The sequence below is a fragment of the Enterococcus sp. CSURQ0835 genome (assembly GCF_902706605.1).
Taxonomy (GTDB): domain Bacteria; phylum Bacillota; class Bacilli; order Lactobacillales; family Enterococcaceae; genus Enterococcus_A.
This window is the reverse complement of sequence record NZ_CACSLH010000010.1, coordinates 34,418-47,520: the sequence shown is the minus strand read 5'-3', so window position 1 is coordinate 47,520 and position 13,103 is coordinate 34,418. Positions and strand designations below refer to the sequence as shown.

14 protein-coding genes are annotated in these 13,103 nt (G+C 42.3%); 5 read left to right on the top strand and 9 right to left on the bottom strand.

What is annotated here, in order from left to right; translation table 11 throughout:
• Positions 1-21 precede the first annotated feature (21 nt).
• The 5 genes from xdhA to moaC all read right to left on the bottom strand — a co-directional run bounded on the left by xdhA (position 22) and on the right by moaC (position 5,167).
• Complete coding sequence (gene xdhA / locus GVJ38_RS06035) at positions 22-2,322, bottom strand: xanthine dehydrogenase subunit XdhA (RefSeq protein WP_159722277.1); 2,301 nt, start codon at positions 2,320-2,322, stop codon at positions 22-24.
• A gap of 588 nt (positions 2,323-2,910) precedes the next feature.
• Positions 2,911-3,933 carry a GTP 3',8-cyclase MoaA gene (gene moaA / locus GVJ38_RS06030; protein WP_159722276.1) on the bottom strand — a complete coding sequence of 341 codons (1,023 nt, stop codon included), beginning with the start codon at positions 3,931-3,933 and terminating at the stop codon, positions 2,911-2,913.
• A 4-nt stretch (positions 3,934-3,937) separates the two neighbouring features.
• Complete coding sequence (locus GVJ38_RS06025) at positions 3,938-4,183, bottom strand: MoaD/ThiS family protein (RefSeq protein WP_159722275.1); 246 nt, start codon at positions 4,181-4,183, stop codon at positions 3,938-3,940.
• Positions 4,167-4,589 (bottom strand): molybdenum cofactor biosynthesis protein MoaE, encoded by a 423-nt coding sequence (locus GVJ38_RS06020; protein WP_159722274.1) that lies wholly within the window; start codon positions 4,587-4,589, stop codon positions 4,167-4,169. Before GVJ38_RS06020 ends, GVJ38_RS06025 begins: the two co-directional genes overlap by 17 nt.
• A 101-nt stretch (positions 4,590-4,690) precedes the next feature.
• Positions 4,691-5,167: a cyclic pyranopterin monophosphate synthase MoaC gene (moaC, locus tag GVJ38_RS06015; protein WP_159722273.1), complete on the bottom strand. Its 477-nt coding sequence runs from the start codon at positions 5,165-5,167 to the stop codon at positions 4,691-4,693.
• Positions 5,168-5,254: 87 nt separating this feature from the next.
• Between moaC and GVJ38_RS06010 the strand changes: the two genes are divergently transcribed.
• On the top strand, positions 5,255-6,259 hold the full coding sequence (locus tag GVJ38_RS06010) for a HesA/MoeB/ThiF family protein (RefSeq protein WP_159722272.1): 1,005 nt from the start codon (positions 5,255-5,257) through the stop codon (positions 6,257-6,259).
• A gap of 69 nt (positions 6,260-6,328) precedes the next feature.
• Here the strand turns inward: GVJ38_RS06010 and GVJ38_RS06005 are convergent, their stop codons facing one another.
• The 3 genes from GVJ38_RS06005 to GVJ38_RS05995 all read right to left on the bottom strand — a co-directional run bounded on the left by GVJ38_RS06005 (position 6,329) and on the right by GVJ38_RS05995 (position 8,565).
• Positions 6,329-7,129: a DUF6681 family protein gene (locus tag GVJ38_RS06005; protein WP_159722271.1), complete on the bottom strand. Its 801-nt coding sequence runs from the start codon at positions 7,127-7,129 to the stop codon at positions 6,329-6,331.
• Positions 7,130-7,141: 12 nt separating this feature from the next.
• Complete coding sequence (locus GVJ38_RS06000; RefSeq protein WP_159722270.1) at positions 7,142-7,711, bottom strand: hypothetical protein; 570 nt, start codon at positions 7,709-7,711, stop codon at positions 7,142-7,144.
• A gap of 221 nt (positions 7,712-7,932) precedes the next feature.
• Positions 7,933-8,565 carry a redox-sensing transcriptional repressor Rex gene (locus tag GVJ38_RS05995; protein ID WP_159722269.1) on the bottom strand — a complete coding sequence of 211 codons (633 nt, stop codon included), beginning with the start codon at positions 8,563-8,565 and terminating at the stop codon, positions 7,933-7,935.
• Positions 8,566-8,760: 195 nt separating this feature from the next.
• Here GVJ38_RS05995 and GVJ38_RS05990 point away from each other — a divergent pair, with 195 nt between their 5' ends.
• The 4 genes from GVJ38_RS05990 (at position 8,761) to GVJ38_RS05980 (ending at position 12,369) form a co-directional block, all read left to right on the top strand.
• Positions 8,761-10,689 carry an ABC-F family ATP-binding cassette domain-containing protein gene (locus GVJ38_RS05990; protein WP_159722268.1) on the top strand — a complete coding sequence of 643 codons (1,929 nt, stop codon included), beginning with the start codon at positions 8,761-8,763 and terminating at the stop codon, positions 10,687-10,689.
• A gap of 76 nt (positions 10,690-10,765) precedes the next feature.
• Complete coding sequence (locus GVJ38_RS14280) at positions 10,766-11,071, top strand: C39 family peptidase (protein WP_235032831.1); 306 nt, start codon at positions 10,766-10,768, stop codon at positions 11,069-11,071.
• A complete protein-coding gene (locus GVJ38_RS14275; RefSeq protein WP_327785595.1) occupies positions 11,043-11,414 on the top strand; it encodes a C39 family peptidase in 372 nt (123 codons plus the stop codon). Before GVJ38_RS14280 ends, GVJ38_RS14275 begins: the two co-directional genes overlap by 29 nt.
• A 616-nt stretch (positions 11,415-12,030) precedes the next feature.
• On the top strand, positions 12,031-12,369 hold the full coding sequence (locus GVJ38_RS05980; protein ID WP_159722267.1) for a hypothetical protein: 339 nt from the start codon (positions 12,031-12,033) through the stop codon (positions 12,367-12,369).
• A gap of 166 nt (positions 12,370-12,535) precedes the next feature.
• Here the strand turns inward: GVJ38_RS05980 and GVJ38_RS05975 are convergent, their stop codons facing one another.
• Positions 12,536-13,078 carry a GNAT family N-acetyltransferase gene (locus GVJ38_RS05975; protein WP_159722266.1) on the bottom strand — a complete coding sequence of 181 codons (543 nt, stop codon included), beginning with the start codon at positions 13,076-13,078 and terminating at the stop codon, positions 12,536-12,538.
• Positions 13,079-13,103: the final 25 nt, after the last annotated feature.

The following is a 13,103-nucleotide window of genomic DNA, read 5'->3' as shown; positions in this document are numbered from 1 at the left end:
ACTGTGCTGTCCACGCTTAGTTTAGATCAAGCCTGCTGCTTTCATTTTTTCAAATACAGTTTGGGTAGCTAATGGAATCTCATTGATTTTGACACCCGTTGCATGCTTGACCGCATTGCGGATCGCACCAGCCGGTGAACAAATCGGATTTTCCCCTAATGATTTATTTCCATAAGGCCCCAGTGGATCAACACTTTCAACAAATAAATGATCAAAATCAGGCAAGTCCATCATGGTCGGAATTTTGTAATCTAATAAATTATTATTCAAGATCTTTCCTTTCGCATCATAGCGTAGCGTTTCTGACAATCCGTAAGCCGCTCCCATCGCCATTCCGCCTTCAACTTGACCCGTAGCCAACAATGGATTGATGATTTTTCCGGAATCATGAACGTTTAACATCGATAATAAGGTCACTCGCCCGGTTTGGATATCGACATCTACTTCGGCAAACGTACACCCAGAAGCATAGGAATTGTGATGAATATTGACGGAAGATTCAGCGACGATCGTCTGACCATGTTCAGGGCTGTAAAAAGATGCTAATGCTACGTCGGCTAAAGGTGCAATCAATTGCTCGTTGTGGGCGTAGACAAGATTATTTTCTATAATTTCGATATACTCGGGCCGAATATCATATATTTCTGAAGCTCGTTTGATAATTTTAGCTTTCATCTTTTCGGCGGCTTCTTTAACCGCAAAACCAGTAACATACGTTTGCCGAGAAGCATACGCTCCCGTATCAAATGGGTCGATGTCCGTATCAGTCATGGCGTCGCGAATGATTTTATCGTACGTGACACCGAGCGTATCCGCTGCCATTTGAGCAAAAGCGGTATCCGCGCCTTGACCAATCTCAGTAGAGCCGAGCATTAATTTAAATGAACCGTCTTGGATCAAGATCAACCGTGCACCAGAAACTTCTAACCCAAATGGATACGTTCCAGAACCGTAAGAGAAACTCCCAACTCCGACGCCACGTTTATGATCTTTATTTTCCGGTTGGGCATTGAATGCTTGACAAGCCTTTCGTTTGTGATCCCAATCAAAAGCCTCTCGCCCTTTTTTGAGACACTCCGCTAATTTGAAATCAAACTGATACAAATTACTGAGCGTATTGAAAAAACCTTCCGCGCGCGTATTTTTGAGCCGAAACTCAACTGGGTCGATCCCAACTTCATCTGCACAATCATCCACAACGGATTCTAACGCGTACATGACTTGCGGAATCCCATAACCCCGCATCGCACCAGCAGCTTGTTGGTTGGTATAAACCGTTTTTGCTTCATAGTTAAGACTATTCATTGTATACATGGAATTAATGAAGGTCCCGCCTTTACCACCGATCGCGTGACCGTGAGAAGCATAGCCACCTTGATTAGAGATCACTTTAAAATCCATTCCCGTGATCGTACCGTCTGTCTTGACTCCGATGCGAACATCGTAGTCGATCGCATGGCGCGTTCGCGTAAAAGCTAACGACTCTTCGCGGGTCAGTTTAATCTGAACGGGTTTACCACCACAAAGCATGCTCAATGCAATCGTCAAAGGCTCGATCGTCACGTCTTGCTTATTTCCGAAACCTCCACCAATAAACGGTTTTTTTATCCGAATTTGCGACCAAGGAATGCCTAATGCTTCCCCACAGATCCGTCGACAAATGTGTGGGATCTGAGTCGATGAGATACAGAGCCAACGTTGATCTGCTCCGCGATAAGCTACCGCAACTTGATTTTCCATATGAGCATGTTGTTGGATACCGGTGTGGAGTTGTTCGTTCACGACATGCTCACTTTTTTCTAGTTCGTCTTCAAGCTCACCATAGCCGACTTTTGTACTCGCGATCACATTATCTCGTTCTTCATGGATGCGCATCGCACCTTTTGCCATCGCAGCTTTTGGATCTAAATAAACCGGATATTCCTCATACTCGACTTTGATCTTATTCAATGCTTTTTCAGCGGCTAATTCAGTTTTAGCGACCACTGCTGCAATCTCATCGCCATACACATGAATGTTGCGGCTCAACATCAAACGATCTTCAATATCTTTTTTTTGCCGATTCCAGCTATACGGGTGGCCCGCGGTGGCATATTTTGTTTGGGGCACATCTTCAGGCAATACGATTTTTACGACTCCCGGTATGTTTTCAGCTTCCGAAAGATCGTAGGCTTTGACCTTACCATGAGCGATCGTAGCCCGCAGCATTTTAGCATGAAGCAGATGATTGACTGGAAAATCTTCCGTAAAATTAGCTTGCCCAGTTACTTTGGCTACCGCGTCCCAGCGCTGTTCTGTTTTACCTACTGTTCTGTTTGTCATGATTTCTACTTACCTCCTAAATAAAAACAAAATTGTTGGCCGCAACAGCTTTCATTCAACATAAAGAGGTGAAATCTCCCCAGGATCATGACACTATGGGAAATTTCGTTATCGATGTTAGCTATGTGATACCAATCAGGCGACACATTTGTACATTTCTGCACAGCTAGAGGATGGCAAATGATTTCACTTCTGAAAAAGATGGTTAGATAACAAATCCACCCTCAACAAAAAACTTTTTGAATTCAAAAAAATTTTTCTACAACTAGTCTAACAGCTTTAAAAACCTTTTACAATGCCCGTTATACTAACGAAAACATAACGAGATAATTGACTTTCTAGTTATCGAATAACTAAACAAACTTAAAAGAAAAGGCTTACATAATTATTTGATCTCGCTTCAAAAAAATAAAACTTTGTTATCCAATCAAAAAATAGCTACTTTTATCACAAATGAGAATTTATCTCAATCAGGAATTTTCAGCTAAAAACACACGCAATGTCCTTTAAAAGTACTCGTAACTAAAAAAAGACGCTGACCATTTGACTGATCAGCGCTAACGTTTACAAAATGATTTTACTGTGAGATTATCCCCCGATCTGACTCATGTGTCGCCAAGTCGGTTTTTTATTTTTGACTTGGTCTTGTTGATCCAGTGCCATCTGGTGATTTTCAGGTTTGTTCGCTAAAATCTGTTGGACTCTTTGTTCAAAAGCCGCAAAGTCTCCGATGCTAGCGCGAATACTGTCTTCGTCATCCCAATAGAGGCAAGATTTTAAACAACCATCTGCTGTGATCCGCAGGCGATTGCAATTCTCACAAAAACTGCAACTGATCGGATGGATCAACCCAAAGCTACCGACTGCTCCTGCGATCTGGAAATTTTCTGAGGGGCCATTGCCGGAAAGCGTGATCGGCTGATAGTCCCAGCCATTTGCTCGACAAACTGCAAAGGCTTGCTCAATGCCGACATATTTTGCTTGCCAATCTTGATCGTTTTGGCCAATAGGCATAAATTCAATAAAACGAATGTTGACTGCATGCTCAAACGTATATCGTAAAAAATCAGCCATCTCATGATCGTTTTGGCCATGGATGATCACCGTATTGAGTTTGATTTTTTCAAACGGCAATGCACTAGCAGCTTCGATTCCCGCCAAGACCCGTTTTAAATTCCCGCCACGCGTCATCTCTTTATAGCGCTCGGGATCAAATGTGTCTAAACTGATATTCAAACGCTTCAAGCCAGCTTCATAAAGCGGTTTGGCTAAACGTTTTAAGGCGAGACCATTTGTCGTGACTGAGATATCTTGAATCTCGGGAATTGCTGCGATCCCTGCGATGATCTCTAAAATATCAGTGCGTAAAAGTGGCTCACCACCCGTCAATCGAACTTTCGTGACTCCCATCCGAGCTAAATTTTTCGTCAGCTGAATGATCTCAGCACAACTCAAAACCTTTTCATCTGGAAAAAATGGCAAACCTTCTGCTGGCATACAGTAAACACATCGTAGATTACATTTATCCGTCACTGAGATTCGCACATAATCATGGACACGACCGTAACGATCTGTCAGCACCGGCGCTTTTATTTCAGTTTTCGTCTTCATCTGATTACCCCCCACTGACCGGCGGGATCAACGCAATTTCTTTTACCTCCGTCAGCGAAAATTTTTCATCGGTGATATAGCTTTGATCGATCGCCACATTACAGCTTTCGATCTCTTTTTTAGCGAGTGGATACTTCATTGCTACAACTGTTAAAACCGTGTCACGATCAAGCGTCTCGGGTAAATCGATCGTCACAGTCGGCGCGATCGTTTCAGCTAAATAGGCGAATAATTTAATTTCCCGCGGCATCTTGCAACCCTCCCCAACGAACTTCATTTTCGTCGATCTCTTTTTTCCAAATCGGGACATTGACTTTCAGCTGATCGATCAAAGCTTCGCAATAGTCAAAAGCTTCTTTACGATGGGGCGTAGCGACTCCGACAAAGACCGCTTCATCCATCAAGTCTAAGATACCTAGCCGATGAACCAGAACAACACGTGCCCCTGTTTTTTCAATCGGTGCAGCTAATCGCTCTAACTCTCGAATGGCCATATCTTCATAAGCGGTATATTCGATCTGGGTAGTTTTAAGTGAACCGGTCCACTCACGGACTGTGCCGACAAAGGTGACGATCCCGCCATATGCTGGATCTTTTAATTGATTATAATAAAAGGGGACATTGATCGCCTCTTTTTGTAATTTGATGAGCGCCATATAATCGGATCCTTTCTGCTTCAAATGTAAGCTCTTTCTTCAAGCTATTATAGAATAAAAAATATTTTTTTTAAATAAAAATATTTTTTCCTTAGTGATTCTTAATTCCCATACGTAAAATGACCACTTTTACCACCTTTTTTTTCGACTAAATGACCAGCCGTGATCTGCATCCCGCGATCCATCGCTTTACACATATCGTAAACTGTCAACGCAGCGACTTGACAAGCCGTCAACGCTTCCATCTCTACGCCGGTACGATTGGTCACTTTAACAGTCGCTTTTATGGTCAAGCTCGTGTCATCATCATCTGAAAAGTCGATATCCACACCATCTAACGGAAGCAAATGGCACATGGGGATCAACTCGCTCGTCTTTTTCGCAGCCATGATGCCCGCCGTTTGTGCGACCGCCAAAACATCGCCTTTTTTGATCTGACCAGCTTTGATCCGTCGTAATGTTTCTGGCTGCATCACCACTGTGACCGTCGCGGTAGCCGTCCGAGCAGTGATTGCTTTTTCGCTGACATCGACCATCTTGGCGCGACCTTGCTGATTGAAGTGCGTTAGTTTATCCATTTTTTGTGCCTCCGATTGATTGCTTTTTTTAGTAAATGTGGTATCTTGATGGTGACTTTATTCTAACAAAATTGCGAGGAAAAAAACATGACGCGTTATGATCGGCAGATCCGGGTACCTGCAATTGGTCGTACCGGACAAGAAAAAATTCAACAAGCTACTGTCTTGATCGTGGGTTGCGGTGCCCTAGGAACGTACAGCGCCGAGCAACTCGTCCGAGCTGGGATCAAAAAAGTTATTTTGATCGATCCTGATGTGGTGGAAGAAACGAATTTGCAACGCCAAACGCTATTTACCGAAGCTGATGCTCGTTCAGCTCGCCCTAAAGTAGTGGCAGCCAAAGAAAAATTGCAACAGATTAACACACAAACTGAAATCGAGATTTTTCAAGAAACTTTTGACCAAGCGCTATTTCGCGAATTTGGACAGTTAGATCTTTTGTTGGATTGTACGGATAATTTTTTAGCACGCCAAGTGATCAACGAGTATTGTTTGCAATTTGAACTACCGTTTATTTTTGCTTCGTGTGCCAGTACGTCCGGGCAAGTGATGGCCGTTCACCCAACGATCGGTCCGTGCTTACAATGTATCTTCCCCCAACTTCATGAACTAGAAGAAAAGGGTTGTGAGACACTAGGCGTCTTCACTCCTCTTGTCCCATTAGTTTCCAGTAGCCAAGTCAGTCTTGCCTTACGCTATTTAGTCGCACCAGAAAAGATGCGTTGGGATCAAATGCATCTTTTAGAAAGTTGGCCGCTAGCTCAGCAAACCTTCACGATTAAAAAACGGGCGGATTGTCCCGTCTGTCAAACCGCTCAGCAAAAAATAGCCACTCAGCAAATCTTTGAAGCATGCGGTAAAGTATTCCAAGTGACATTGCCTAAGATCTCTTTACAGCAAGTAGCAGACTTTTGTCAGCTTCATGATTATCCCTACCAAAAAAATGCTCTAGCTGTTCAGTTTCGCTTAAATGAACAAACTGTGACAAGCTTCAAAAATGGTCAAGTTTTATTTTACGGTTATCAAACAAAAACGCAAGTCGCTCAAACGTTGACGAGCTTACAAACAGCCCTACAAACTAGTAGCAGTTAAGCGCTATAGCTTGAAACAGCCAATCCCGAAACAGGATTGGCTGTTTTTTTATTTGATCAAACAACGGGCTTAGCGGTGTTTCCGTCGACTAGCACGCGTCTGGCCAGCAGGTTGAGTTGATGCTTGGGCAGTCGCCGTTGGATGAATCGTTTGGTTTTTAGCAGTTTCTTTTTTTACCATTAATTTCAAATGGTACGGCTCATGATACCGCACGCCGCCTTTGACAAAATCGCCGCCGGTAATAAACAAGCCGATCGGTTTTAATGGATCTTGACACTCATTTTTGATTCGACCTACTTCTTCAAGTTCATCATAACTACGCCCGATTTGAAGCGAGTATTCTTGATCATTTAACGGCTTGACGAAGTAGTACGGGTACAGCGTATTTTTTTCGATCAAAAAGCCATCATGTTTTGATAAGTCATTGGTCTTGATCTCACGCTCTGCGATCATTTTTTTCATATTAGCAGCTAACTTCAACTGGTAATCAGAAAAATAATCCACCGCTACTTCTTCTGTATTTTCCAAAGTGATTTTACCATGCCGGGTCGCTTTGCTATCTTGGAAGTTGAACGCATCTTCTGGCAAAACTTTGACAAACAACTGTGTAATATCGAATTTGACATTTTTATCAAAGAAATAATACAAGACATTCAAAACTAAAAAGTACAGCAACGCAATAAAAACTAAACTGTAAAGTGCTAACTGGACATAGTTTTGATTGAGCCACAAACCATAGACGATCCGCAAAATATAAACAGTCGGAATGATACTCAAAATGGTGTAGCCACGGTTCAAATATTTCGGACTGATATCCAAGTAACTTAGAAATTTATTCAGTCCATTGACGATATCTAAAATAAAACTCACGAGTCTTCCCTCCTATTGATTTGCGGCAGCATCAGGCGTGGCAGCTGCCGGCTGTTGCGCACCTTGATCGCCAGTACCGCCTTGATTCGTCGCGTCACCACCGGTATTGCCTCCAGTCGTTCCGCCACCGGTATTTGTGTTATCCCCAGTATTCGTTCCTCCGCCATTGCCTGAACCGCCACCAGTACCGGTGTTGCCTTGGTCTTGACTAGCCGGAGTGGATGAAGCAGGCGTTTCTTGATCATGGCTTTGACTCGTTTGTCCTTGTTGGTCATGGCTGTAACTTGGCGTCGTATTGGATTGCGGCGTTTCTTTGGTACTTGTTGACACATCATCATGTGACTGCTCAGCACCTGTTGAAGATGAATCGGCCACACTTGTTGCAGTCGTAGACGACGAACTTGCGCCTTCACTACTTGGTGCAGTCGATGATGGATCTTGATTATGGACAGCTGAACTGCTGGGGTGAGTCGTTGAAGGTTGACGATAACTTGAACTATTTACCACACCAGTTGCTGTTGCGATCAGAATCGAGACCGTCAGTAAAGCGATCGGTTTCAAAATCGGCGGTACATTTCTCATCTGCATTTCCTCTTTTTCGATTGATTTTCTTCTTGCCCTATCATAAAGGACGACTGAATAGCTGACAATAGTATTTTTACCAAAGAATGTTTATTTTTTTCTTATGATTGTATGAAAATCTTGTTGCAGTTTCAATTCTAGGTGGAAATTTTTATTTTCTGCAGTGAAAACTTTCTGCTCAGCCAAATAAAAACACCCCAGCCTAAGCTGAGGTGCCCGTCTTAATTTTCGGTATGATGCAAGAAATAGATCAATGTTTGTAATTCATTCGTCAAGTCGACGCTTTGGATAATAACGTTATCCGGTGCTGACAAGCGAGCTGCCGTAAAATTCAAGATCCCTTTGATCCCGGCTTCAACTAGTTGATCCACCACATCTTGGGCTTGCGTCGCTGGCAAAGTCAAGATCGCGATCTCGATTTGTTGCAACTTGATCTGTTCTACCATTTCGTCTAACGGGTAAACTGGAATGCCATCCACGATCCGACCCACGATATCTTCTTTGACATCAAAGGCACAACTGACCCGGATACTGTTGCTTTGATGGAATTTAAACTTGAGCAACGCACTACCGAGATTCCCGACCCCAACTAAAGCGACATTCGTCAATTGATCGTCGTTTAAGATCTTACCAAAAAAGTTCATCAAATCTTCCACGTCGTACCCGTAACCGCGTTTTCCTAACTCACCGAAGTAAGAAAAATCACGCCGAATGGTCGCACTATCGACTTGGATAGCTTCACTTAGTTCTGTCGAAGAAACTTTGGTCTTGCCTGCATTATTTAAAATCCGCAAATACCGATAATAAAGCGGTAAGCGTTTAACCGTAGCTTTAGGAATTGCATTTTCTTTCACAATATTTCACCTCCATAGCAAATACTAGAAGCTTAGTTCTGAATCATAATAGCAATAAGTGTTAACAAAAAGCAACGGACTTGCTCAAATAATTGTGAAATAATCACGAGATTTTAATAATTTTCTTGCTGAATCGAATCACTCGCTAAAATATGTTAAACTATTGCCATTAAACTGATGATAAGGAAGAGACAAATGATTTTATTACAAGCCAATCAGATCGCCCGCTTTTTTGGCGCGGAGATCTTATTTCAAAATCTCCACTTAGAAGTGGCAGAAAAAGCTCGCATCGGGTTAGTCGGCCGCAATGGCGCGGGCAAATCGACACTTTTAAAGATCATTGCTGGAATCGAAGCCCCTGATGAAGGACAGATCGTAAAAAACAAACAAGCCACACTTGGTTATTTAGCCCAAGATACTGGCCTCGATTCTGACAAAACCGTCTGGGAAGAGATGCTGACCGCCTTCGAACCAGTCCGCAAAATGGAACGCCGGATGCGCGAAGTCGAGCTTGCGATCAGCCAAAGTGCCGAAAGCGATACCAACTACAGTCGTTTATTAAAAGAATATGACCAACTGCAACATGATTTCAATGAACAAAACGGTTATGGTTATGAAAATGAGATCCGCAGTGTCTTACACGGGTTTAAATTTGACGAGCCATTTTACGAACAACAGATTGCGACCCTTTCCGGCGGACAAAAAACGCGGTTAGCTTTAGCTCGGATGTTGCTCGTTAAACCGGATATTTTGATCTTGGATGAGCCGACCAATCATTTGGATATCGAGACCCTTGCTTGGTTGGAAGATTATTTACAAGGTTACGCTGGAGCTTTACTGATCGTATCCCATGACCGTTACTTTTTAGATCGGGTCGTTACAGAAGTTTATGAACTCTCTCGCCACAAATTGACGCATTATGCTGGTAACTATTCGCGTTATTTAGACTTAAAAGCTGCACAGTTAGCTAGTGATTGGAAAGCTTATGAAAAACAACAAGCAGAGATCGAAAAATTAGAAGATTTCGTCGCTCGAAATCTCGTCCGCGCCTCTACGACCAAGCGCGCACAAAGTCGGCGAAAAACATTAGAAAAAATGGACCGCTTGGATCGGCCGGATGGCAAAGAAAAATCGGCCCATTTCATGTTTGAGATCGATAAAGTTTCTGGCAATGTCGTCTTACAAGTTGAAGACGCTGCGATCGGCTACGAAAAAGTCTTAGCAGAGCCGGTTGACCTTGATGTACGGCGAACCGATGCCATCGCGCTCGTAGGACCAAATGGGATCGGTAAATCAACGCTGTTAAAATCTTTGATCGGCCAACTTCCGTTTCTAAAAGGCACGGCCCATTTTGGAACAAATGTTTCCATCGGTTATTACGATCAGACACAAGCTGACCTGCACAGCAACAAAACGATTTTAGCTGAATTGTGGGATGAGCACCCAACGACTCCCGAAAAAGAGATCCGCACGATGCTTGGTGGTTTCCTTTTTTCAAAAGAAGATGTCGAAAAAACGATCCCCTTACTGAGTGGCGGTGAGAAAGCACGGGTCGCGTTAGCCAAACTTGCTATGGATCGCGAAAACTTTTTGATCTTAGACGAACCGACCAACCACTTAGATATCGATAACAAAGAAGTCCTTGAAAATGCACTGATCGATTATGAAGGCACCTTGCTCTTTGTTTCTCATGACCGTTATTTCATCAATCGGATCGCCAACAAAGTCATCGAACTGTCCCCGACTGGCAGCCGACTTTACTTAGGCGATTATGATTATTATTTAGAAAAGAAAAAAGAAGAAGAAGAAATCGCCGCTTTAAAAGCTGAACAAGCAGCCGAAACAAAAACGGAAGCCGAACCAAAAAAACGGACCTACCAAGATCGGGAACAACAAAAAGCTGTCCGTAGTTTGACTCGGAAAATCACGGCGATCGAAGAAAATTTAAGTATTTTAGATGAAACGATCGATCAATTAGAAGCTGCAATGGTCGACCCAACTGTTTTAAATGATCACGTGAAACTACTAGAACTCACAAATGAATTAGAAAGTAAAAAAGCAGAGCAAGAACAACAATTGAACGATTGGGAAGAGCTCAGCTTAGAGCTAGAAGAATTAACCTAAGTTTTAGGAAAGTCCGGCTGGAGTCTGATGCTTTTTCAGCCGGGTTTTTGTACACTGAGAAATGGAGGTGTCTACAATGAGAAAAAATCTCCCCATTGTGCTCGGGATTTTACTAATCGCCGCTAGTGTCTTTTTAATCGCTTTGCGCGTTTTGTCCCATGAGACAACTGACCATGACTCAGCATTAGCTAAAGAAGCCAATCAAGAATTACAATTAAAAGGCCAAGACATGCAGCTATTATTGCAAACTGATCCGCGTTGGCGCGATCAAGCTTACGGTAGCGGCAGTTCCAGTAACGATCTTGCTACCAATGGTTGTGCCATCACCTCGCTGGCTATGATCTTGAGCTTTTATCAAAAAAAAAGCCGTCACACCACCTGAGATATTAGCATGGGCCCACGATCAATATTATATAGCTGGCCAAGGCACGGCTTGGTCGATCTTTCCAGCATTTGCTACTCACTACCAATTGCATTATGACGATCTCGGTCTCGATCAAACACGGATCCAAACTAAGTTGGCAGCAGGTCAACCGGTAGTCTTATCGGTCAAACCTGGCGAATTTACCGCAGTCGGGCATATCTTAGTCATTAAACAAGAGCCCCATAGTCAAAAGATTACAGTCTTTGATCCTAACGATTCTCAAACTAAAAAACATTTCGAAAAAAGTTACGACCTTCCACATCTTTTAAGTCAAACTTCTCATGCTTGGAGCTTTGGTTAGTAACTGATTCCACCAAAACAGCGAGTCGCTTCACGAGTAGGATATTACTCATGAAGCGGCTCGCTTTTTAGTGCGCAAAAAAGCTTGCGTTAGCTCAAACGCAAGCTCAGGAGGCCTGTAAGATTACAGGAAATGAAAAAGATTGATTTAGGGTTAGTCTTACTTTACCAACTAAATGTGAAAAAAATATAGCGAAAGTCGGTTCTTTCTTTGAATTTCAGCCATTTTTCCTCGTACCCTTTATATTAAACCAAAAATTTTCCTCCTTTCTAAGCTTCAACTCTCCTTAAGAAAAAAAGAAGAGCAAATCCAAAAATTTTCTTTTACAATTTTGTAATATTTTGGTAACATTTAAGTAACAAGAACTAAATATTTTTTTGAATCATTTTATTTTATAATTTAATGTATAACGAATTAAAAAATAGTAAGTAGCAACTAGATAATTCTAAAAATTGTTATAATTAGGGTTATGTCTTTAAATAATCTGAATAATCCGATCATTCATAAAATGAAATTTCTTCTAATCTATTTATTTTAAGGTTATTTATTTAATTTTTATCATTTTCGTAATATTACAATTAGATTTCAACAAGCGAATCATCAAGGAGGGATTCCCATGTTAAAAATACTGAATATCGTGATCTATACATTTTATTTGATCATTGGCACAAGTGTCGGGTTACTGATCAAGATCGGCTATGAAACAAAAGCCGCGGCAATCCCACAACCTTTATGGACGTTTATTTTCATTATGACGTTGTTCTTAGTCTTCTTCCATGCCGTACGCGCAGTTTTACGCCAGCAGATCAAACTTCAAAAAGATGTCATCCCTCAAGCAACTCGCTCAGCACGCTTGAAAAAACGAGTGAAAGTCAAACCAGTGATGAACAAAAGTGCCCGCCTCACGTTCAAAAATCTACGTAAACTTGCGCAGCGGAAAAAAAGATTGACCTAAATTTAGAGAAGCCTTACTTAAAGAATTTAAACCAATTCTATAAACTAAAAAGAAACTTACTTTGACTTGACCTCGACCTGACAAAGTTAAAAAGCAGAACGACGAGTTGACAAATCAATCCGTCGTTCTGCTTTTTGCAACTAAGAAGAAGCTAGCTAAATCTAAACTATCTTTTTCGGAGCTGCTCTAATACTTGTCTTGCTTGCTTGAATTCTCCAATCGGGGCAATCTCATAGCCTAGCTTTTGGTACAGTCTGACAGCGGGATGGCTCCACGTTTGAGTGTGTAAGATCACAGGCTGACCTTCACCTAATTCCAATAATAAATTAGTGATCGTACTGATTAGATACTTAGCCAACCCTTGACCTTGTTCTGTTGGGATCACCGCCAGCCAATGGACCAACGGCTGATTTTCTTTTGACCACCAGGCTGTACACGTACCCACTTTATCCCCTGCAGCATTTTCGATGAACAACATTCGGCTAGCTAATTCGGCTGGGTATGGTGCAAATGTTTTAGCAAAATAAGCCGCCGCCGCTGTTTCAGCTTCAAACTCTCCGACCGCCGTCTCGATTTTCCCCCAAGCAACTTCATCGCCCGGTTGATAAAAAGTGGCCCGAAACCCGCTGGGAAGTGCTACTTTTGGTACTGGCTGGACTGTTTCTCGTACCATCCAAAATTCAACGTAAGGAACTGTCTTATCTAACATGCGATCCTCCTTTTAACTTTCACTG